Below are 22,116 nucleotides of genomic sequence, written 5' to 3'. Positions count from 1 at the left end.
AAGAACGGTACCTTCTGGTGCCAATGGGATGGTAAGGAGTTAATTGTGAAAAAGTGGTTATTAGCTGCAGGTCTCGGTTTAGCGATGGCAACTTCTGCTCAGGCAGCAGACAAAATTGCAATCGTCAACATGGGTAATTTGTTCCAGCAGGTTGCACAGAAAACTGGCGTTTCTGCGACTCTGGAAAACGAATTCAAAGGCCGTGCAAGCGAACTGCAGGGTATGGAAAACGATCTTCAGTCCAAAATGCAGCGTCTGCAGCGTGATGGTTCTACCATGAAATCAAGCGAGCGCAGCAAACTGGAAAAAGACGTAATGGCTCAGCGCCAGACGTTCTCCCAGAAAGCACAGGCTTTCGAGCAGGATCGTCAGCGTCGTTCTAACGAAGAGCGTGGCAAGCTGGTGACTCGCATTCAGACTGCTGTTAAAGCAGTTGCTGCCGATCAGAACATCGATCTGGTTGTTGATGCGAACGCCGTTGCTTTCAACAGCAGCGATGTTAAAGACATCACCGCTGATGTTCTGAAACAGGTTAAATAAGTAATGCCTTCAATTCGACTGGCTGATTTAGCTCAGCAGTTGGATGCAGAATTACACGGTGATGGCGATATCGTCATCACCGCTGTTGCGTCCATGCAATCTGCTAAAGCTGGCAATATTACCTTCATGGTAAGCCCTAAGTACCGTGAACATCTGGCTCAATGCCAGGCGTCGGCTGTTGTTCTGACGCAGGACGATCTTCCGTTTGCCACTGGTGCGGCACTGGTAGTGAAAAATCCCTACCTGACGTATGCTCGCATGGCACAAATTCTTGATACCACGCCGCAGCCGGCGCAAAACATTGCTGCCAGTGCAGCAATCGATCCGACGGCTCAGCTGGGTAACAACGTAGCAGTCGGCGCAAATGCCGTGATCGAGTCTGGCGTCGTACTGGGCGATAACGTCGTCATCGGCCCGGGCTGCTTCGTTGGGAAAAACACAAAAATCGGCGCCGGGACACGTTTGTGGGCCAATGTGTCCGTCTACCACGAAGTTGAAATCGGCGAAAATTGCCTCGTTCAGTCCAGCACAGTGATTGGTTCTGACGGTTTTGGCTACGCTAACGATCGTGGTAATTGGGTTAAGATCCCGCAACTTGGTCGCGTTATCATTGGCGATCGCGTTGAGATCGGAGCCTGTACCACCATTGACCGTGGTGCGCTTGACGACACCATTATCGGCAACGGTGTTATTATAGATAATCAGTGCCAGATTGCGCATAACGTTGTGATTGGCGACAATACCGCGGTTGCAGGTGGCGTCATCATGGCAGGCAGCCTGAAAATTGGCCGTTACTGCATGATTGGCGGTGCCAGCGTGATCAATGGTCATATGGAAATATGCGACAAGGTCACCGTGACGGGAATGGGCATGGTAATGCGTCCTATCACTGAGCCAGGCGTCTATTCCTCCGGCATCCCACTGCAACCTAACAAGGTATGGCGTAAAACAGCAGCTCTGGTGATGAATATTGATGATATGAGCAAGCGACTCAAGTCCCTTGAGCGTAAGATCGATCAACAAGACTAAGCGTTCATCTTTTTAACGCTTAATTTCCCGGCCTGTCGGCTTTCTTTTAAACCGGCAGGCCGTGTTATTATTGCTAATCAGTACATTTTGACAGGAAGAGTATTTTGACTACCGACACTCATACTCTGCATATTGAAGAGATTTTAGAACTTCTGCCGCACCGCTACCCGTTTTTGCTGGTAGACCGTGTGCTGGATTTTGAAGAAGGTCGTTTTCTGCGCGCAGTGAAAAATGTCTCCGTTAACGAGCCATTCTTCCAGGGGCACTTCCCTGGTAAACCCATCTTCCCGGGTGTGTTGATCCTGGAAGCGATGGCACAAGCAACCGGTATTCTTGCGTTTAAAAGCGTAGGCAAACTGGAGCCGGGTGAACTGTACTACTTCGCGGGTATCGATGAAGCGCGCTTCAAGCGTCCTGTCGTGCCTGGTGATCAGATGATCATGGAAGTCACTTTTGAAAAAACGCGTCGTGGCCTGACTCGCTTTAAAGGCGTAGCGCTGGTTGACGGCAAAGTTGTTTGCGAAGCGACGATGATGTGTGCTCGTAGCCGGGAGTCCTGATACGTGATTGATAAATCTGCCTTTATTCATCCTACCGCTATTGTGGAAACCGGCGCCATTATTGGTGCTAATGTCCACATTGGCCCGTTCTGTATTGTTGGTCCCCATGTCGAAATTGGTGAGGGTACAGTACTGAAATCTCACGTTGTCGTGAATGGTCATACGACCATTGGCAGCAACAATGAGATCTATCAGTTCGCCTCCATCGGCGAAGTTAACCAGGATTTAAAATATGCTGGTGAGTCGACCCGTCTGGAAATTGGCGATCGTAACCGTATCCGCGAAAGCGTCACCATTCATCGTGGAACAGTACAGGGTGGTGGGTTGACGAAGGTGGGCAGCGATAACCTGTTTATGGTTAATGCGCACATCGCGCACGACTGTACCGTAGGTGACCGCTGTATTCTTGCCAACAACGCAACGCTGGCAGGACACGTATCGGTTGATGATTTCGCAATTATTGGCGGTATGACCGCAGTCCATCAGTTCTGCATCATTGGTGCACACGTGATGGTCGGCGGATGCTCCGGTGTGGCGCAGGACGTCCCACCGTATGTAATTGCGCAGGGCAACCATGCCACGCCATTCGGCGTGAACATCGAAGGCCTCAAGCGTCGTGGCTTTAGTCGCGAAGCGATTACGGCTATCCGCAACGCGTATAAGTTACTGTACCGTAGCGGCAAAACGCTGGAAGAGGCGAAGCCGGAAATTGCCGAACTGGCGGAAAAGCACCCTGAAGTGAACGCGTTCATGGAATTCTTTGACCGTTCCACAAGGGGTCTGATTCGTTAATGGTCGACAGTCGTCCGCTTACGATAGCCCTGGTCGCCGGAGAAACCTCCGGCGATATTCTTGGTGCCGGTCTTATCCGCGCGCTTAAGGCTCGCGTACCTGATGCTCGCTTTGTTGGCGTTGCAGGCCCGCTAATGCAGGCTGAAGGCTGCGAAGCCTGGTACGAAATGGAAGAGCTGGCCGTGATGGGCATTGTTGAGGTGCTGGGGCGACTGCGTCGTCTGCTGCATATCCGCGCCGATCTTACCCGCCGCTTCACCGAGCTCAAACCCGATGTCTTTGTCGGTATTGATGCGCCTGACTTCAACATTACCCTCGAAGGGAATCTGAAAAAGCAGGGCATTAAAACAATTCACTACGTCAGTCCGTCCGTCTGGGCGTGGCGACAGAAACGCGTTTTCAAAATCGGACGGTCAACCAATCTGGTGCTGGCTTTCCTGCCTTTCGAAAAAGCGTTTTACGACAAATTTAACGTTCCGTGCCGTTTTATCGGGCATACCATGGCGGATGCGATGCCGCTGGATCCGGATAAAAACGCAGCGCGTGACGTGCTGGGGATCCCTCACGATGCGCACTGTCTGGCTCTTCTGCCGGGTAGCCGTGGCGCAGAAGTAGAGATGCTTAGCGCGGACTTCCTGAAAACCGCGCAAATTCTGCGCGATACCTATCCCGATCTCGAAGTGGTTGTGCCGCTGGTGAACGCCAAGCGCCGGGAGCAGTTTGAGCGTATCAAAGCCGAGGTTGCACCGGATCTTCACATCCATCTGCTGGATGGAAAAGGCCGTGAGGCGATGGTTGCGAGCGACGCCGCGCTGCTGGCCTCCGGTACGGCAGCCCTGGAGTGCATGCTGGCGAAATGTCCGATGGTGGTAGGCTATCGCATGAAGCCGTTCACCTTCTGGCTGGCCAAACGCCTGGTGAAGACGGAGTACGTTTCGCTGCCAAACCTGCTCGCCGGGCGTGAACTGGTGAAAGAGCTTCTGCAGGACGAATGTCAGCCTCAGGCGCTGGCCGATGCGCTGCTACCGCTGCTTGCCAACGGCAAGACCAGCCACCAGATGCATGATACGTTCCGCGAACTGCATCAGCAGATCCGCTGTAATGCCGATGAGCAAGCGGCTGATGCGGTGCTGGAGTTAGCAAGATGATGGAATTTATTTATCCTCACACCCACCTTGTTGCGGGTGTGGACGAAGTGGGCCGTGGCCCGTTAGTGGGCGCTGTCGTGACCGCGGCGGTGATCCTCGATCCTGCCCGTCCGATTATCGGGTTGAATGACTCCAAAAAGCTTTCAGAAAAGCGCCGACTGGCGTTATTTGATGAGATTCAGGAAAAAGCATTAGCCTGGAGCCTTGGGCGTGCTGAGCCGCATGAAATTGACGAGCTAAACATCCTGCATGCCACAATGCTGGCGATGCAGCGTGCGGTGGCGGGGCTGAAAATTGCCCCGGAGTATGTTCTTATTGACGGCAACCGTTGCCCTGCATTACCAGTGCCTTCCATGGCAGTAGTAAAAGGGGATAGCCGGGTCGCGGAAATCAGTGCGGCTTCTATTATTGCCAAAGTGACTCGCGATGCTGAAATGGCCGCGCTGGATCTCACTTACCCTCAGTATGGCTTCGCTCAGCATAAAGGGTATCCTACAGCCTTCCACCTGGAAAAGCTGGCTGAACATGGCGCAACCGAGCATCACCGGCGCAGTTTTGGCCCGGTGAAACGCGCGCTGGGACTGGTGTCCTGAATCAATACGCAAGCAATTAAGTAACGCGGAATCTGAAGATGGCTGAACCACGTTTCGTACACCTGCGGGTGCATAGCGACTACTCCATGATCGATGGGCTGGCGAAAACCGGGCCGCTGGTAAAAAAGGCGGCCTCACTGGGTATGCCTGCGCTGGCGATCACCGATTTTACCAACCTGTGTGGTCTGGTGAAGTTCTACGGAACGGCGCATGGCGCGGGGATGAAACCCATCGTCGGAGCTGATTTTCATGTGCAGAGCGAACTGCTCGGCGACGAAATGACGCAAATTTCCGTGTTAGCGATGAACAACACGGGTTATCAGAATCTCACCCTGCTTATCTCCAAAGCCTACCAGCGAGGCTACGGCGCCCTGGGGCCATGGATTGACCGGGACTGGCTGGCGGAGCTGAACGAAGGGCTATTGCTGATCTCCGGCGGCCGCATGGGTGATGTGGGCAAATGCCTGCTGCGCGGCAATAGTGCGCTGGTGGATCAGTGCGTATCATTCTATGAAGAGTACTTCCCGGATCGTTATTATCTGGAGCTGATCCGCACCGGTCGCCCGGATGAAGAGAGTTATCTCCATGCCGCTGTCGCGCTTGCGGAAGCGCGCGGGCTGCCCGTGGTGGCAACCAACGATGTACGCTTCCTTGAGGCCGGGGATTTCGACGCTCACGAGATTCGCGTGGCGATCCATGATGGCTTCACCCTCGACGATCCCAAGCGCCCGCGTAATTATTCTGCTCAGCAGTACATGCGCAGCGAAGAGGAGATGTGTGAACTCTTCTCTGACATCCCGGAAGCGCTGGAAAACAGCGTTGAAATCGCCAAGCGCTGTAACGTTACCGTGCGTTTGGGTGAGTATTTCCTGCCGCAGTTCCCGACCGGGGAAATGACCACGGAAGACTTCCTGGTCATGAAATCCAAAGAAGGTCTGGAAGAACGTCTTGAATTCCTTTTCCCGGATGAAGAAGAGCGTAAAAAACGCCGTCCGGAGTATGACGAGCGCCTGGATATCGAACTTCAGGTTATCAACCAGATGGGCTTCCCGGGCTACTTCCTGATCGTAATGGAGTTTATCCAGTGGTCGAAGGATAACGGCGTGCCGGTTGGTCCAGGACGTGGTTCCGGTGCCGGGTCACTGGTGGCCTATGCGCTTAAGATCACTGACCTCGATCCGCTGGAATTTGACCTGCTATTCGAACGTTTCCTTAACCCGGAACGTGTCTCCATGCCCGACTTCGACGTCGACTTCTGTATGGAAAAACGTGACCAGGTTATTGAGCACGTGGCGGATATGTATGGCCGTGACGCGGTTTCGCAGATCATTACCTTCGGTACGATGGCGGCGAAAGCGGTTATCCGCGACGTGGGCCGCGTGCTGGGGCATCCGTACGGCTTCGTCGATCGCATCTCTAAGCTGGTGCCGCCCGATCCGGGGATGACGCTGGCAAAAGCGTTTGAAGCCGAGCCGCAGCTGCCGGAAATCTACGAAGCTGACGAAGAAGTCAAAGCGCTGATTGACATGGCGCGTAAGCTGGAAGGCGTCACGCGTAACGCCGGTAAACACGCGGGTGGTGTGGTTATCGCCCCGACCAAAATTACCGACTTTGCGCCGCTCTATTGTGACGAAGCGGGGCAGCACCCGGTTACCCAGTTTGATAAGAACGACGTTGAATACGCCGGGCTGGTGAAGTTCGACTTCCTTGGTCTGCGTACGCTTACCATCATCAACTGGGCGCTGGAGATGATCAACGCCCGCCGCGAGAAGAACGGCGAGCCGCCGCTGGATATCGCGGCCATCCCACTGGATGACAAGAAAAGTTTCGACATGCTGCAGCGCTCGGAGACCACCGCGGTCTTCCAGCTTGAATCCCGTGGCATGAAAGATCTGATTAAACGTCTGCAGCCTGACTGCTTCGAAGATATGATCGCACTGGTGGCGCTGTTCCGTCCGGGACCGCTGCAGTCAGGGATGGTAGATAACTTTATCGACCGTAAGCATGGTCGGGAAGAGATTTCCTACCCGGACGTTCAGTGGCAGCACGAAAGCCTGAAGCCGGTCCTGGAGCCAACCTACGGCATCATCCTGTATCAGGAACAGGTCATGCAGATTGCTCAGGTGCTCTCCGGCTATACCCTCGGCGGCGCGGATATGCTGCGTCGTGCAATGGGTAAGAAAAAGCCGGAGGAGATGGCCAAGCAGCGCTCTATTTTTGAAGATGGCGCGAAGAAAAACGGCATTGACGGCGAGCTGGCAATGAAAATCTTCGACCTGGTGGAGAAATTCGCCGGGTACGGATTTAACAAATCGCACTCTGCCGCCTATGCTTTGGTGTCGTATCAAACCCTGTGGCTGAAGGCGCACTATCCCGCTGAATTTATGGCGGCGGTAATGACCGCCGATATGGACAACACCGAGAAGGTGGTTGGCCTGGTGGATGAGTGCTGGCGCATGGGACTGAAGATCCTGCCGCCGGATATTAACTCGGGTCTTTACCATTTCCACGTTAACGACGACGGGGAGATCGTGTACGGGATCGGCGCGATCAAAGGCGTAGGTGAAGGGCCGATCGAGGCAATCATCGAAGCGCGTAATAACGGTGGTTATTTCCGCGAGCTGTTTGATCTGTGCGCCCGTACCGATACCAAAAAACTGAACCGCCGCGTGCTGGAAAAACTGATCATGTCCGGTGCGTTCGACAGGCTGGGGCCGCACCGCGCCGCGCTGATGAACTCGCTTGGCGACGCGCTGAAAGCCGCGGATCAGCATGCAAAAGCGGAAGCCATTGGCCAGGCGGACATGTTCGGCGTGCTGGCGGAAGAGCCAGAGCAGATCGAGCAGTCTTACGCCAGCTGTCTGCCATGGCCAGAACAGGTGGTGCTGGATGGTGAGCGTGAAACGTTAGGCTTGTACCTGACGGGGCACCCGATCAATCAGTACATCAAAGAAATTGAGCGCTATGTCGGAGGCTACAGGCTGAAAGACATGCATCCGACAGAACGTGGTAAAATCACCACGGCTGCGGGGCTCGTGATTGCTGCAAGGGTTATGGTCACCAAGCGCGGCAATCGTATCGGCATCTGTACCCTGGATGACCGTTCCGGGCGTCTGGAGGTGATGTTATTCACCGACGCGCTGGATAAATACCAGCAATTGCTGGAAAAAGACCGCATACTCATCGTCAGCGGACAGGTCAGCTTTGATGACTTCAGCGGGGGGCTTAAAATGACCGCCCGCGAAGTGATGGACATTGACGAAGCCCGGGAAAAATATGCTCGCGGGCTTGCTATCTCGCTGACGGACAGGCAAATTGATGACCAGCTTTTAAACCGACTCCGTCAGTCTCTGGAACCCCACCGCTCGGGGACAATTCCAGTACATCTCTACTATCAGAGGGCGGATGCACGTGCGCGGTTGCGCTTTGGTGCAACGTGGCGTGTCTCTCCGAGCGATCGTTTACTGAACGATCTCCGTGGCCTCATTGGTTCGGAGCAGGTGGAACTGGAGTTTGACTAATACAGGAATACTATGAGTCTGAATTTCCTTGATTTCGAACAGCCGATTGCTGAGCTGGAAGCGAAAATCGATTCTCTGACAGCGGTAAGCCGTCAGGATGAAAAACTGGATATTAACATCGACGAAGAAGTGCATCGTCTGCGCGAGAAAAGCGTAGAACTGACGCGCAAAATCTTTGCCGATCTCGGCGCATGGCAGATCGCCCAGTTGGCGCGTCACCCACAGCGTCCGTACACCCTGGATTATGTCCGCCTGGCGTTTGACGAATTTGACGAACTGGCAGGCGACCGCGCTTACGCTGACGATAAAGCTATCGTCGGCGGTATCGCTCGTCTGGATGGACGTCCGGTGATGATCATTGGCCATCAGAAAGGCCGTGAAACCAAAGAGAAGATCCGTCGTAACTTTGGTATGCCGGCACCAGAAGGCTACCGTAAAGCCCTGCGTCTGATGGAGATGGCTGAGCGTTTCAATATGCCCATCATCACCTTTATCGACACCCCGGGTGCTTACCCTGGCGTGGGCGCGGAAGAGCGCGGTCAGTCTGAAGCCATCGCACGTAACCTGCGTGAGATGTCTCGCCTGAAGGTGCCTGTCATCTGTACCGTCATCGGTGAAGGTGGTTCCGGTGGTGCGCTGGCGATTGGCGTGGGCGATAAAGTGAATATGCTGCAGTACAGCACCTATTCCGTTATCTCTCCGGAAGGGTGTGCCTCTATCCTGTGGAAGAGCGCCGATAAAGCGCCGCTGGCTGCAGAAGCGATGGGCATCATTGCCCCACGCCTGAAAGAGCTGAAGCTGATCGATACCGTCATCCCTGAACCTCTGGGTGGTGCGCATCGTAAGCCGGAAGTGATGGCCGCTTCCCTGAAAGCGCAACTGCTGGCCGATTTGGCGGACCTGGATGTGCTGAGCAAAGAAGACCTGCTCAATCGTCGTTACCAGCGTCTGATGACCTACGGTTACGCGTAAGCTTCACAATTATCTGAAAAGCCGCACACTGTTGCGGCTTTTTTTATACGTGCGGTTTACCCTGGCTATGCTTAGCTAATGTTTTTTAAGGAGGAAGCCCGTGAATATTATTGCCATTATGGGGCCACACGGCGTCTTTTATAAAGATGAGCCCATCAAGGAGCTGGAGCAGGCCCTGCAGTCACGTGGCTATCAGCTGATCTGGCCGCACAACAGCGCTGACCTGCTGAAGTTCATTGAGCACAACCCGCGGATCTGTGGCGTGATCTTCGACTGGGATGAGTACGACCTGGAGCTGTGCAGCGATATCAACAAGCTGAATGAATATCTCCCGCTGTATGCGTTTATCAATACCCACTCGACCATGGACGTCAGTGCCCAGGATATGCGGATGGCGCTGTGGTTTTTCGAATACTCACTCGGCGTGGCCGAAGATATTGCGGCCCGCATTCAGCAATATACCGGCGAGTATCTGGATAACATCACGCCACCGTTTACCCGGGCGCTGTTTACCTATGTGAAGGAAGGAAAGTACACCTTTTGCACGCCTGGTCATATGGCGGGGACGGCTTATCAAAAAAGCCCTGTTGGCTGTCTGTTTTATGATTTCTTCGGCGGCAACACCCTGAAAGCGGATGTGTCGATTTCGGTTACCGAGCTTGGCTCATTGCTGGATCACACCGGTCCACATCTGGAAGCCGAAGAGTACATTGCCCGCACCTTTGGGGCCGAGCAGAGCTATATGGTGACCAACGGTACGTCGACGTCAAACAAAATCGTCGGCATGTATGCCGCCCCGGCCGGAAGTACGTTACTCATCGACCGTAACTGCCATAAGTCGCTGGCGCATCTGCTTATGATGAGCGATGTCGTACCGCTCTGGCTGTCACCCACGCGTAACGCGCTGGGGATCCTGGGGGGAATTCCGCGCCGTGAATTCACCCATTCAGCCATAGAAAATAAGGTGGCGGCGATCCCCGGCGCAAGCTGGCCGATCCACGCGGTGATCACCAACTCCACCTATGACGGATTGCTGTATAACACCAACTGGATCAAACAGACGCTGGATGTCCCCTCGATCCACTTTGATTCCGCGTGGGTGCCTTATACCAATTTTCACCCCATCTACGCGGGTAAAAGTGGAATGAGTGGCGAACGTGTGCCGGGCAAAGTGTTTTTCGAAACGCAATCGACGCACAAAATGCTGGCTGCGTTTTCCCAGGCCTCGCTTATCCATATCAAAGGTGAGTACGACGAAGAGACGTTTAACGAAGCGTTTATGATGCACACCACCACCTCACCAAGTTATCCGCTGGTGGCCTCCATTGAAACGGCTGCGGCGATGCTGCGCGGCAATCCGGGTAAACGTCTTATTAATCGTTCTGTAGAGCGCGCGCTGCATTTCCGCAAAGAGGTTCAGCGGTTAAAAGATGAGGCTGAGGGCTGGTTCTTTGATATCTGGCAGCCGGAAGAGATTGACGAGGCGGAGTGCTGGCCGGTCGCGCCGGGTGAAGAGTGGCACGGCTTCCGTGATGCCGATGCCGACCACATGTTCCTCGACCCGGTAAAAGTGACCATCCTGACGCCGGGCATGGATGAACAGGGTAACATGAGCGACGAAGGTATTCCGGCCGCGCTGGTGGCGAAATTCCTTGATGAGCGCGGCGTGGTGGTGGAGAAAACCGGACCGTATAACCTGTTGTTCCTGTTCAGCATTGGGATTGATAAAACCCGCGCGATGGGTCTGCTACGTGGGCTGATGGAGTTTAAGCGTGCGTACGATCTGAACCTGCGCGTGAAGAACATGCTGCCGGATCTCTATGCGGAGGATCCTGATTTTTATCGCAATATGCGTATACAGGATCTGGCCCAGGGGATCCACAAACTGATCCGCCAGCACGATCTGCCGCGCCTGATGCTGCAGGCGTTTGACGTCTTGCCTGAGATGAAACTGACGCCGCACAAAGCCTGGCAGCGACAGGTGAAAGGGGAGGTAGAAACCGTTGAGCTGGAAAATCTGGTGGGACGCGTCTCGGCCAATATGATCCTGCCTTATCCGCCGGGCGTACCGCTGCTGATGCCGGGAGAGATGATCACCGAAGAGAGCCGTGCGGTGCTCGATTTTCTGCTGATGCTCTGTTCTGTGGGGCGTCACTACCCGGGCTTCGAGACGGATATCCACGGTGCGAAACGTGATGAAAATGGGGTTTACTGGGTGCGAGTCCTAAAATAAAGGTGGCTGCTTGCCAGGTGCGGGTTTTCGGTTGTAACGTTCAGGCATCATAAAAAGGAGAAGCTATGCTGGGTTTAAAACAGGTTCATCATATTGCGATCATTGCCACCGATTACGCCAAAAGTAAGGCCTTTTATTGCGACATTCTGGGCTTTACGCTGTTAAGTGAGGCCTATCGTGTGGAGCGCGACTCCTGGAAAGGCGATCTGGCGTTAAACGGGCAGTATGTCATTGAACTGTTCTCTTTTCCTTTCCCGCCTGCGCGTCCGTCCCGTCCGGAAGCCTGCGGCCTGCGCCATCTGGCTTTTAGCGTGGATGATCTTGACCGTGCGGTAAAACATCTTGAAGAGCATGGCGTGAAGTGCGAAGCGATTCGTGTCGATCCGTTTACCGACAAGCGTTTTACTTTTTTCAACGATCCGGACGGTCTTCCGCTGGAGCTTTACCAGCAGTAAGCGCCATCCTGTGTGATAATGCCCGCTCTGTTCGGGCATTTTTTATGTGTAATTCTCTATGACCCTACCCGCTATTGCGCAAGCCGTTTCACCGTATCGCCAGCTGCTGGTGGGATTTAGCGGTGGCCTGGATTCCACGGTGTTGCTCCATCGCCTCAAGCTCTGGCGCGATCAGCAACCTGACGTTCAGCTCCGGGCGATGCATATCCATCATGGGCTGAGTCCTCACGCCGACGCCTGGGTTGCGCACTGTGAAGCGGTGTGTTCCGCATGGGCGATCCCGCTTGAGATTAAACGGGTTGTGCTCAGAGATGAGGGGCTCGGTATTGAAGCGCACGCGCGTAAAGCGCGCTATGCCGCATTTACCGCGGCATTACAGCCCGGTGAAGCGCTGGTCACGGCACAGCACCTTGACGACCAGTGCGAAACCTTTTTGCTGGCGTTAAAACGGGGAAGTGGCCCGGCGGGGCTCTCCGCCATGCCTGAACGCTCTGATTTTGCCGGGACGCAATTATTGCGTCCGCTGCTTGGCGAGTCGCGCGCATCGCTGGAAGCCTGGGCGCAGCAATATCAGCTGAGCTGGATTGAAGATGAAAGCAATCAGGACGATGGCTACGATCGTAATTTCCTGCGTCTGCGTGTTTTGCCGTTACTGACCGCACGCTGGCCGCACTTTGCAGACGCAACAGCACGAAGCGCCCTGCTGTGTGCCGAACAGGAGAGCCTGCTGGATGAACTGCTGAGTGAAGAACTGGCTGAACTGATTTCGGTTAACGGGGCGTTGGCGATCGCACCGCTGGAGGCGATGAGTCCGGTTCGTCGGGCCGCGCTGCTGCGCCGTTGGCTGGCCTCTCACCGTGCCACGATGCCATCGCGTGCCATGCTGGGACGTATCTGGGACGAAGTCGCCCAGGCGCGGGAGGATGCAACGCCGTGCGTGCACCTGAACGGTTTTGACGTCAGGCGCTATAAAGGCCAGCTGTGGTGGGTGAAATCAACCCCCTCGCTTGCAGATGTGGTGCTCGGCTGGCCATCGCCTGTGAAACCGCTGCTGTTGCCCTGGGATATGGGAAGCTTGTCTCTGGAGACGCCAGGCCATGTGCGTTTACCGAAAGCCGATGAACCGGTCACCGTGCGCTTTAAGGCCAGCGGTATGCTGCACATTGTCGGACGTAACGGTGGAAGGAAGCTCAAAAAAATCTGGCAGGAGTGCAATGTGCCGCCCTGGTTGCGCGATACCACGCCGTTACTTTTTTACGGTGAAACGCTGATTGCTGCGGCAGGGGTATTCATTACAGAAGAGGGCTGGGCAGAATCGGGCGTGGGTCTGGAGTGGAAAGCGTAACGGGCAGCCAGGCTGCCCGTTAGTGTCATCAGGATTCGCTCACCACGACGGTGCCGATTTGCGGGTGGCTGAAGCTGGCAATTTTGTCCAGGCGTAGCTCACGCGTCGCACCGGCGTCTTCCACTATCAGATATTCCACATTCTTACGTGAAACCAGGTCGCTGGCTTTCGCTTTCAACACTTCGCCATCTTTTAACTCCAGCGTCAGTATTAAATGATGCTGGCAGGCGAGTTCGAGGTTGTCATAGTCATCACAATTGATGGGTTGATAAGTATCATTCATCGACATAATCGCTCACCAGTAAATTCGCCGCAGCATACGCTGCTTTTTCCCTGACCGATTCTGAAAGGCTCTCATCAGAGGCCACTTCATTAAGCACTTTCAATACACAGCCCAACGCATCCGGGACATATCCCAGATCTCCGCTGGCGATTTCCGCATACCGTTTGCGAATTAGCTCACAATAATTATTCACATCCCCTCCCGCCAGCGCACTGACTTACTGTGAGATATCATTAAGCCTACGAAGATAAACTCGGTTTAGCAAGGTGACTATACCATACTCATTTAAGCAATATCAGAGCCTTGATGGCGCCGTATTCATCACGGCGTAACAGCCTTTTGCTGCTGTTTTCGCTACAATGTGCGCCTGATTCGAAAGGAGTTCTCCCATGGCGCTGAAAGCGACAATTTATAAAGCGGTGGTCAATGTGGCTGACCTTGACCGCAACCAGTTTCTGGATGCGTCACTGACGCTGGCGCGTCACCCCTCTGAAACCCAGGAGCGCATGATGCTGCGCCTGCTGGCGTGGATTAAATATGCCGACGAGCGTCTGCAGTTTACCCGTGGCTTAAGCGCAGAAGACGAGCCGGAAGCCTGGCTGCGTAACGATCATCTGGGTATCGATTTATGGATTGAACTTGGTCTGCCGGATGAGCGCCGCCTTAAAAAGGCGTGTACCCAGTCTGCGGAAGTGGCGCTATTCGCGTACAACCAACGCGCTGCGGAAATCTGGTGGCAGCAAAACAAGAGCAAGAGCGGTCAGTTTAAAAACCTTACGGTCTGGTATCTGGATGATGAACAACTGGCGCAGCTGAGCGAATTTGCCTGCCGGACGATGACTCTGCAGGCGACGATCCAGGACGGCGCAATCTGGCTTTCTGACTCTCAGAATAATCTGGAAATTCATCTGACGGCGTGGCAGCCTGCTTCATGATCGTGTTGTCCCGAAACGTCAGCATCCCGGACAATGAGCTGGAGATCACCGCCATCCGTGCGCAGGGGGCGGGGGGACAGCACGTTAACAAGGCTTCAACCGCTATCCATTTGCGCTTTGACATTCGGGCCTCAAGCCTGCCAGAGTATTATAAGGAAAGTCTGCTCGCTGCCAGCCATCATCTGATCACCAGCGACGGTGTCATTGTGATCAAGGCGCAGGAGTACCGTAGCCAGGAGTTAAACCGGGAAGCGGCAATTGCCAGACTGGTGGCGGTGATAAAAGAATTAACTGCGGTGCAAAAAAGCCGTCGGGCAACGCGGCCAACCCGCGCATCGAAAGAGCGTCGGTTGTCGTCAAAGGCTCAGAAATCCACAGTGAAAGCACTACGCGGTAAAGTTCGTCGCCCTTTGGATTGACGAAAAGGAACACTATTTCATAAGGAATTCATTGTGAAAAAAGCATTATGGTCAGCGTTGGCAGTGAGTACGCTCTTTGCGCTTTTCGGATGTAACAACCGTTCGGAAACGCAGGTCCTGCAGCCCACTCAAAATGAAGAATTAAAGCCAATGCAGCAGAGCTGGCGCGGCGTCCTGCCTTGTGCCGACTGTGAAGGCATTGAGACGTCGCTGTTCCTGCAAAAAGACGGTACGTGGGTCATGAATCAGCGGTATCAGGGCGCGAAAGAACCCTCCTCTTTTGCGACTTACGGGACATGGGCACGCACGGCCGAGAAGCTGGTGTTGACCGATACGAGCGGCGATAAAACGTATTTCCGCGCCAAAGGCGAGGGGATGGAGATGCTCGACCGTGAAGGCAACCCGATTGAATCCCAGTTCAACTACACGCTGGCTCCGGTGAAAGCGGCGCTGCCGGCCACGCCGATGCCGATGCGGGGCATGTATTTCTATATGGCTGATGCGGCCATCTTTACAGATTGCGCAACGGGTAAGAAAGTGAGCGTGGCGAACAATGCCCAGCTGGAACGAGATTATGCGGTCGCACGCGGAAATGACAGTAAGCCGGTATTATTGACGGTCGACGGTCACTTTACGCTGGAGCCAAACCCGGATAGCGGCGAGTTGGTGAAAACCCTTGTGGCAGATAAAGACGCGAAGTTCGCGGCAGGCAAAGACTGTAACAGTAAATAACGCTGGCTTTGCGCCATGAAAAAACCCCGCCTGAGCGGGGTTTTTTATTTAACCTTTGATGGCTTTTACCAGGTAATCAAGGATATCACCGGTCTTGATCATCTGTTTTTCGCCGCTACGACGGTATTTATATTCAATCTCGTCGCTGTCGAGGTTACGGTCACCGATAACGATGGTATGAGGAATACCAATCAGTTCCATATCAGCAAACATCACGCCCGGACGTTCTTTACGGTCGTCCATCAGCACTTCGATACCCTGCTCGCGCAGCTCTGCGTACAGTTTCTCAGCCAGCTCCTGCACACGGTAAGACTTGTGCATGTTCATTGGCAGGATCGCCACCTGGAACGGCGCGATGTTATCCGGCCAGACAATGCCACGCTCGTCGTAGTTCTGCTCAATCGCCGCAGCCACCACGCGCGTGACCCCGATACCGTAGCAACCCATGGTCAGGATCTGGTTACGGCCATCTTCACCCTGAACGGCAGCGTTCAGCGCACGGGAATATTTATCGCCCAGCTGGAAGATATGGCCCACTTCGATGCCGCGTTTAATCATCAGGGTGCCCTGGCCATCCGGGCTTGGATCGCCTGCAACGACGTTGCGGATATCCGCCACTTCTGGCGTTGCCACATCGCGATCCCAGTTGATGCCAAAGTAGTGTTTACCATCAATGTTAGCGCCTGCAGCGAAGTCGCTCATCGCCGCAACCGTGCGGTCAATCACAACAGGCACAGTCATATTCACCGGACCCAGAGAGCCTGGGCCTGCGTTTACGACGGCGCGGATTTCTGCTTCCGTTGCGAAGGTCAGTGGGCTGGCAACCTGTGGCAGCTTCTCAGCTTTCACTTCGTTCAGCTCGTGATCACCACGTACCAGCAGGGCAACCAGCGGATATGCACTGCCTTCAGTAGATTTCACCAGCAGCGTTTTAACGGTTTTTTCGATCGGCAGCGCAAACTGCTCAACCAGCTCGGCAATGGTTTTGGCATTTGGCGTGTCAACCAGCGTCATTTCCTGGGTTGCCGCGCCGCGTGGTTCTTTTGGTGCCAGTGCTTCAGCAAATTCAATGTTTGCCGCGTAGTCAGAGGAGTCAGAGAAGATCACATCGTCTTCACCACTCTGCGCCAGAACCTGGAACTCATGGGACGCGCTACCACCGATAGAGCCGGTATCGGCTTGCACAGCACGGAAATCCAGACCCATGCGGGAGAAGATTTTGCTGTAAGCCTCGTACATTTTGTCGTAGGTCTCTTGCAGAGATTCCTGAGAAGTATGGAAAGAGTAAGCATCTTTCATCAGGAATTCGCGAGAACGCATAACGCCGAAACGCGGGCGAACTTCGTCACGGAACTTGGTCTGGATCTGGAAGAAGTTCAGCGGCAGCTGTTTGTAAGAGCTCAGCTCATTGCGAATCAGATCGGTGATCACTTCTTCATGCGTCGGGCCGAGGACGAACGGACGCTCGCCACGGTCAACGAAGCGCAGCAGTTCAGGGCCATATTGCTCCCAACGGCCGCTCTCCTGCCACAGGTCAGCGGGCTGAACCACGGGCATGGACACCTCGATAGCACCGGCGTTATTCATCTCTTCACGCACGATGTTTTCGACTTTTTTCAGGACGCGCACGCCGGTCGGCAGCCAGGTGTACAACCCGGAGGCCAGCTTGCGGATCATCCCGGCGCGCAGCATCAGCTGGTGGCTGATGACTTCGGCGTCGGCAGGTGTCTCCTTCAGTGTGGAGAGCAGATATTGGCTAGTACGCATGTTGTTACGGTTCCATTTCGACGATTGGAACAGGCTGAAACGCCAGCCTGACACAAAAAAAGTGGTTTAGTTTACCAGTGTGGCAAAGATGCCAAAAGAGAGGAGAAGAAAATTACCTGGGTTCCAGGGCAAACACTTCAAAACCGGTCTCTGTCACGCGCCAGCGGACATTAAAATCCAGCAGCCAGACGGCGTAGGTTTTCCCGGCTTCCTCTTCTTTACGGTAGGCTGGACGCGGATCCTGCGCCAGAACGTCTACGATAAAGTCCCGCAAACGGGGATAGCGCTTTTCCAGTTGGCCAATTTGCGTAAGCAGTTCTGGCGTAAAGTGAACAGGCATATCCGCCTGCGGTGCTTGCTGGGCGTAGCTGGCCCTGGCGTCCGGCAACGCTTCGGCAAAAGGCAGATAGGGTTTAATGTCGATAACCGGGGTGCCATCAACCAGGTCAAGGCTGCCTAACTCCAGTATCACCTGATCTTTCTGACAGCGTATTCCTTTCAGTTCAACCAGCGACATGCCGATCGGGTTTGGACGAAAGGTTGAGCGGGTCGCGAATACCCCCATCCGGGCATTTCCGCCCAGACGAGGAGGGCGCACCGTAGGACGCCAGCCACCGTCCATCGTCTGGTGAAACACAAAAACAACCCATAAATGGCTGAACGCCTCAAGCCCGCGCACCGCATCGGCCTGATTATAGGGCGCAATCAAGTGAAGTTCACCGCTGCCGCTGGTGACTAGACCCGGCTGGCGTGGCACGGCAAACTTCTCTTTGTAAGGAGAGCGGATAACGCCTATCTGTTCGAAATGAAAGGCACTCATTTCGCCGAAATGGTCAGCGCCGAACCAATACACACCGCCTGACGATAGCAGCCAGGTGTCCCGCTGGTGACTTCACAGCTGTGCAACAGTACCGCGTTAGCTTTCATTTTGGCCGCGTTGATCTGCATACGTTTACGGGCTGTCGGAATGTTGGGTGGGGAGTCCTGATTGGTAGCCTGACAGGATTCACCGCTCACCTCACCGAGCTCACGGAAAGGCTTGCCCACAAGTTCGTCGGCTTTGGTAATGATACGTACCGGCGCAGGGCGAGGCGCTTTAGGTTTAACGGGCTCTGCTTTTGGCGGGGTTGCAGTGCTTTGAACGGGTTCAACTGGAGATCTGCTTAGCATAGAACAGCCGCTCAGCATCAGTGCTAAAAGACAGATCGGTAAAGCACGCATAATAATTCCTCAGTGGATAATCAAAACGTCAGATATTGAATCAGTTGACTGCACAAATGACAAGACGGGCAGAAGCCCGTCTTGATGATATTACACTGAGGTCAGATTACCAGCCTTTAACCGCGCCGCCGTTAAACACTTTGTTGGCTTCCTGGTAAACTTCTTCAGACTGATAAGCCTGAACGAATTTCTTCACGTTTTCCGCGTCTTTGTTGTCTTCACGGGTCACGATCAGGTTAACGTACGGGGAATCTTTGTCTTCAACAAAGATGCCGTCTTTTGCCGGGGTCAGGCCAATCTGGCTGGCGTAGGTAGTGTTGATAACAGCCAGGGCGATCTGCGCATCGTCCAGAGAGCGTGGCAGCTGTGGCGCTTCCAGCTCAACAATTTTCAGATTTTTCGGGTTCTCGGTCACGTCGAGAACGGTCGGCAGCAGGCCAACGCCGTCTTTCAGTTTAATCAGGCCCACTTTCTGCAGCAGCAGCAGGGAGCGGCCCAGGTTAGTTGGATCGTTTGGCACAGCAACCTGAGAGCCTGGCTGCAGTTCGTCCAGCGATTTAATCTTCTTGGAGTAGCCCGCGATTGGGTAAACGAAGGTGTTACCCACCGCAACCAGTTTGTAGCCGCGATCCTTAATCTGCTGATCCAGGTACGGTTTGTGCTGGAAGGCGTTGGCGTCAATATCGCCTTTGCTCAGCGCTTCGTTCGGCAGAACGTAATCGTTGAAGGTCACCAGCTCAACATCAAGGCCATACTTCTCTTTTGCCACTTTCTGAGCGGTTTCAGCAACCTGTTGTTCTGCACCCACGATAACGCCCACTTTAATGTGGTTTGGATCTTTTTCGTCCTGACCACAACCCACCAGTGCCAGAGAGCCGATCAGCGCGCCTGCTGCAGCAAAGGTCTTTAATTTAAACGCCATGTTTTTATCCTTAACTCGTCGAGTTTGTGTTGTGTGTAACGTTATTTGTGCGTAACAGCCCGGACGATGCGATCGCCAGAGAACTGGATGAGATAAACCAGTACAACCAGCAATACCAGAACGGTATTCATTACGGTAGCGTTATAACCAATATAGCCGTACTGGTAACCAATTTGGCCTAAACCGCCAGCGCCAACGGCACCGCCCATCGCGGAATAACCGACCAGGGTGATAAGCGTAATAGTTGCCGCATTCACCAGGCCTGGCAGTGCTTCCGGCAGCAGAACCTTGCGCACGATCTGCATCGGCGTGGCGCCCATTGCGCGGGAAGCTTCGATCAACCCGGTTGGAATTTCAAGCAGGGCGTTTTCCACCATACGCGCGATAAACGGCGCGGCGCCGACCGTCAGGGGAACAATGGCCGCCTGCAGACCAATAGAGGTGCCGACAATCACGCGGGTGAATGGAATCATCCATACCAGCAGAATAATAAACGGGATAGAACGGAAGATATTCACCAGCGCAGAGAGCGTACGGTACAGCTTCGCGTTCTCAATGATTTGACCCGGACGCGTCACGTACAGCAGTACGCCGACCGGCAGGCCAATCACAAAACCAAAGAAACCGGATACAAAGGTCATTGCCAGCGTTTCCCAAACGCCGCGAACCAGCAGCCACATCATCGGCTCAGACATAACCCAGTACCTCTATTTTTACGTGATGTTCTTGCAGCCAGGCAATTGCCGCCTGGGTTTCTTCTTGTGTGCCGTGCATTTCCGTCAGCATGATGCCGAACTTCACGCCACCGGCGTAATCCATCTGCGCGCTGATGATGTTGTTGTTCACATTGAAGCGGCGCGCGGTTTCGGAAAGCAGCGGGGCATCAACGGACTGACCGGTGAACTCCATTCGCAGCATCGGGACGCTGTCCGTCGTGGGTTCGGTTTTCAAACGTTCCAGATAATCTTCCGGAATATCCAGATGCAGTGTGGACTGAATAAATTGCTGCGCCAGCGGGGTCTTAGGATGTGAAAACACTTCACTTACCGTGTCCTGCTCAATCAGTTCACCGTTGCTGATCACGGCAACACAGTCACAGATGCGTTTTACGACATCCATCTCGTGGGTAATAAGGAGGATCGTCAGGCCGAGACGACGGTTAATGTCTTTCAGCAGTTCCAGAATAGAACGGGTGGTGGCCGGGTCTAATGCGCTGGTGGCTTCATCGCACAGCAGCACTTTGGGATTGCTTGCCAGCGCACGGGCAATGGCTACACGCTGTTTTTGTCCGCCAGACAGATTGGCCGGGTAGCTATCATGTTTATCACCCAGACCCACGAGATCCAGCAGCTCAGTTACGCGACGCTTAACCTCATCTTTAGGCGTGTTGTCGAGCTCCAGCGGTAAGGCGACGTTGCCGAACACCGTGCGTGACGCCAGCAGGTTAAAGTGCTGGAAGATCATGCCAATCTGGCGACGCGCTTTGGTCAGTTCTTTTTCTGAGAGCGCGGTCAGTTCTTGTCCGCCAACTTCTACGCTGCCCTGGGTTGGGCGCTCAAGCAGGTTAACACAACGGATCAGTGTACTTTTACCTGCACCCGATGCGCCAATGACGCCATAAATCTGACCAGCAGGAACATGCAGGCTGACATTGTTCAGCGCCTGAATGGTTCGGTTCCCCTGCTGGAACACTTTGGTGATATTGGAAAGTTTAATCATTAGATTATTTTTATCGTATGTAAGTTAGCCGTGGCATTTTCGTCTGCCAGATACGGGTGATGCCCGTAAACAAAACGGATGTTAAGGCATCCAGACGTCTAAATCAATCCAACTCTGTGCGATGAGCACTTTATTGCGCTGCGATTCATGAGATACTAGCTGAACACGCCTTTTTCAGGAGCAAACCGGTGGCAAAATCAGTACCCGCAATTTTTCTCGATCGTGATGGCACTATTAATGTGGATCACGGTTATGTTCACGAGATTGACGAGTTCGAATTTATCGAAGGCGTTATCGATGCCATGCGCCAGCTAAAAGAGATGGGCTATGCGCTGGTGGTTGTCACCAACCAGTCTGGTATCGCGCGTGGCAAATTTACCGAAGCGCAATTCGAAACGCTGACGGAATGGATGGACTGGTCTCTTGCCGACCGCGGTGTTGATCTTGATGGCATCTATTATTGTCCTCATCACCCGCAGGGAACGGTAGAAGAGTATCGCCAGACCTGTGATTGTCGTAAGCCGCACCCGGGGATGTTTATCTCGGCGCAGGAATTTCTGCATATTGATATGGCCGCTTCTTATATGGTGGGCGATAAAATGGAAGATATGCAGGCGGCAACCGCGGCGGGTGTGGGTACCAAAGTATTAGTTCGCACCGGCAAACCCGTGACGCCAGAAGCAGAGACTGCAGCGGATTGGGTGATTAATAGCCTGGCCGAGCTGCCTGAAGCGATCAAAAAGCACCAAAAATAGGCTTTTTGGCGAAAAGATGAGCGGTTGAAATAAAAATGCATATTTCCGCTTGTCATTCCCCGGAGGCCCCCTATAATGCGCCTCCATCGACACGGCGGATGTGAATCACTTCACAAACAGCCCGGTCGGTTGAAGAGAAAAAATCCTGAAATTCAGGGTTGACTCTGAAAGAGGA

The 22,116-nt window shown here is 54.0% G+C and carries 23 protein-coding genes; 15 read left to right on the top strand and 8 right to left on the bottom strand.

Annotation, left to right across the window (positions count from 1 at the left end; genetic code table 11):
- Positions 1–45: 45 nt before the first annotated feature.
- The 11 genes from skp to tilS all read left to right on the top strand — a co-directional run bounded on the left by skp (position 46) and on the right by tilS (position 13,188).
- Positions 46–540: a molecular chaperone Skp gene (skp, locus tag ACOTX3_RS17000; protein WP_013095660.1), complete on the top strand. Its 495-nt coding sequence runs from the start codon at positions 46–48 to the stop codon at positions 538–540.
- Positions 541–543: 3 nt separating this feature from the next.
- On the top strand, positions 544–1,569 hold the full coding sequence (gene lpxD / locus ACOTX3_RS16995) for a UDP-3-O-(3-hydroxymyristoyl)glucosamine N-acyltransferase (RefSeq protein ID WP_013095661.1): 1,026 nt from the start codon (positions 544–546) through the stop codon (positions 1,567–1,569).
- Positions 1,570–1,673: 104 nt separating this feature from the next.
- A complete protein-coding gene (gene fabZ, locus ACOTX3_RS16990; protein WP_010426706.1) occupies positions 1,674–2,129 on the top strand; it encodes a 3-hydroxyacyl-ACP dehydratase FabZ in 456 nt (151 codons plus the stop codon).
- Between the two features lie 3 nt (positions 2,130–2,132).
- Positions 2,133–2,921, top strand: coding sequence for an acyl-ACP--UDP-N-acetylglucosamine O-acyltransferase (lpxA, locus tag ACOTX3_RS16985; protein WP_013095662.1), 789 nt, complete (start codon positions 2,133–2,135; stop codon positions 2,919–2,921).
- On the top strand, positions 2,921–4,069 hold the full coding sequence (gene lpxB, locus ACOTX3_RS16980) for a lipid-A-disaccharide synthase (RefSeq protein ID WP_013095663.1): 1,149 nt from the start codon (positions 2,921–2,923) through the stop codon (positions 4,067–4,069). The genes lpxA and lpxB overlap by 1 nt, the downstream gene beginning before the upstream one ends.
- Positions 4,066–4,662, top strand: a complete 597-nt coding sequence (gene rnhB, locus ACOTX3_RS16975) for a ribonuclease HII (protein WP_013095664.1) — start codon at positions 4,066–4,068, stop codon at positions 4,660–4,662. Before lpxB ends, rnhB begins: the two co-directional genes overlap by 4 nt.
- 38 nt (positions 4,663–4,700) lie before the next feature.
- Positions 4,701–8,183 (top strand): DNA polymerase III subunit alpha, encoded by a 3,483-nt coding sequence (gene dnaE, locus ACOTX3_RS16970; protein ID WP_013095665.1) that lies wholly within the window; start codon positions 4,701–4,703, stop codon positions 8,181–8,183.
- A gap of 12 nt (positions 8,184–8,195) precedes the next feature.
- On the top strand, positions 8,196–9,155 hold the full coding sequence (accA, locus tag ACOTX3_RS16965) for an acetyl-CoA carboxylase carboxyl transferase subunit alpha (protein WP_013095666.1): 960 nt from the start codon (positions 8,196–8,198) through the stop codon (positions 9,153–9,155).
- Between the two features lie 100 nt (positions 9,156–9,255).
- Positions 9,256–11,388 (top strand): lysine decarboxylase LdcC, encoded by a 2,133-nt coding sequence (locus ACOTX3_RS16960; RefSeq protein ID WP_029883819.1) that lies wholly within the window; start codon positions 9,256–9,258, stop codon positions 11,386–11,388.
- A gap of 65 nt (positions 11,389–11,453) precedes the next feature.
- On the top strand, positions 11,454–11,843 hold the full coding sequence (locus ACOTX3_RS16955; RefSeq protein ID WP_013095668.1) for a VOC family protein: 390 nt from the start codon (positions 11,454–11,456) through the stop codon (positions 11,841–11,843).
- 58 nt (positions 11,844–11,901) lie between these two features.
- Positions 11,902–13,188: a tRNA lysidine(34) synthetase TilS gene (tilS, locus tag ACOTX3_RS16950; RefSeq protein WP_058679216.1), complete on the top strand. Its 1,287-nt coding sequence runs from the start codon at positions 11,902–11,904 to the stop codon at positions 13,186–13,188.
- A gap of 28 nt (positions 13,189–13,216) precedes the next feature.
- On the opposite strand, the gene rof is transcribed toward tilS, so the two are convergent.
- On the bottom strand, positions 13,217–13,477 hold the full coding sequence (rof, locus tag ACOTX3_RS16945) for a Rho-binding antiterminator (protein WP_014830722.1): 261 nt from the start codon (positions 13,475–13,477) through the stop codon (positions 13,217–13,219).
- Positions 13,464–13,664, bottom strand: a complete 201-nt coding sequence (locus ACOTX3_RS16940; RefSeq protein WP_008501889.1) for a YaeP family protein — start codon at positions 13,662–13,664, stop codon at positions 13,464–13,466. Before ACOTX3_RS16940 ends, rof begins: the two co-directional genes overlap by 14 nt.
- 196 nt (positions 13,665–13,860) lie before the next feature.
- On the opposite strand from ACOTX3_RS16940, the gene ACOTX3_RS16935 reads away from it, so the two are divergent.
- The 3 genes from ACOTX3_RS16935 to nlpE are packed head-to-tail and all read left to right on the top strand — an operon-like array spanning position 13,861 to position 15,557.
- Entirely contained in the window at positions 13,861–14,406 is a 546-nt protein-coding gene (locus ACOTX3_RS16935; RefSeq protein WP_058679217.1) for a YaeQ family protein, read from the top strand.
- Positions 14,403–14,825 (top strand): alternative ribosome rescue aminoacyl-tRNA hydrolase ArfB, encoded by a 423-nt coding sequence (gene arfB / locus ACOTX3_RS16930; protein ID WP_020688557.1) that lies wholly within the window; start codon positions 14,403–14,405, stop codon positions 14,823–14,825. The genes ACOTX3_RS16935 and arfB overlap by 4 nt, the downstream gene beginning before the upstream one ends.
- 33 nt (positions 14,826–14,858) lie before the next feature.
- On the top strand, positions 14,859–15,557 hold the full coding sequence (gene nlpE / locus ACOTX3_RS16925) for an envelope stress response activation lipoprotein NlpE (protein ID WP_058679218.1): 699 nt from the start codon (positions 14,859–14,861) through the stop codon (positions 15,555–15,557).
- Between the two features lie 48 nt (positions 15,558–15,605).
- On the opposite strand, the gene proS is transcribed toward nlpE, so the two are convergent.
- The 6 genes from proS to metN form a co-directional block, all read right to left on the bottom strand.
- A complete protein-coding gene (gene proS, locus ACOTX3_RS16920; RefSeq protein WP_058679219.1) occupies positions 15,606–17,324 on the bottom strand; it encodes a proline--tRNA ligase in 1,719 nt (572 codons plus the stop codon).
- 112 nt (positions 17,325–17,436) lie between these two features.
- Positions 17,437–18,144, bottom strand: a complete 708-nt coding sequence (gene tsaA / locus ACOTX3_RS16915) for a tRNA (N6-threonylcarbamoyladenosine(37)-N6)-methyltransferase TrmO (protein ID WP_020688560.1) — start codon at positions 18,142–18,144, stop codon at positions 17,437–17,439.
- On the bottom strand, positions 18,141–18,545 hold the full coding sequence (gene rcsF / locus ACOTX3_RS16910) for an Rcs stress response system protein RcsF (protein WP_014830728.1): 405 nt from the start codon (positions 18,543–18,545) through the stop codon (positions 18,141–18,143). The genes tsaA and rcsF overlap by 4 nt, the downstream gene beginning before the upstream one ends.
- Positions 18,546–18,651: 106 nt before the next feature.
- The gene (metQ, locus tag ACOTX3_RS16905) at positions 18,652–19,467 is read right to left on the bottom strand and encodes a methionine ABC transporter substrate-binding lipoprotein MetQ (protein WP_013095678.1); all 816 of its coding nucleotides are present in this window, start codon (positions 19,465–19,467) and stop codon (positions 18,652–18,654) included.
- A 41-nt stretch (positions 19,468–19,508) separates the two neighbouring features.
- Positions 19,509–20,162 carry a methionine ABC transporter permease MetI gene (locus ACOTX3_RS16900; RefSeq protein WP_003856130.1) on the bottom strand — a complete coding sequence of 218 codons (654 nt, stop codon included), beginning with the start codon at positions 20,160–20,162 and terminating at the stop codon, positions 19,509–19,511.
- On the bottom strand, positions 20,155–21,186 hold the full coding sequence (gene metN, locus ACOTX3_RS16895; protein WP_023621751.1) for a methionine ABC transporter ATP-binding protein MetN: 1,032 nt from the start codon (positions 21,184–21,186) through the stop codon (positions 20,155–20,157). The genes ACOTX3_RS16900 and metN overlap by 8 nt, the downstream gene beginning before the upstream one ends.
- A 188-nt stretch (positions 21,187–21,374) precedes the next feature.
- Between metN and gmhB the strand changes: the two genes are divergently transcribed.
- The gene (gmhB, locus tag ACOTX3_RS16890; RefSeq protein WP_020688563.1) at positions 21,375–21,941 is read left to right on the top strand and encodes a D-glycero-beta-D-manno-heptose 1,7-bisphosphate 7-phosphatase; all 567 of its coding nucleotides are present in this window, start codon (positions 21,375–21,377) and stop codon (positions 21,939–21,941) included.
- Positions 21,942–22,116 lie beyond the last annotated feature (175 nt).

The organism is Enterobacter cloacae complex sp. IR5384 (assembly GCF_049237265.1).
GTDB lineage: Bacteria > Pseudomonadota > Gammaproteobacteria > Enterobacterales > Enterobacteriaceae > Enterobacter > Enterobacter cloacae.
The sequence above is the reverse complement of the archived record's forward strand: the minus strand, read 5'-3'. Positions and strand labels throughout refer to the sequence as shown.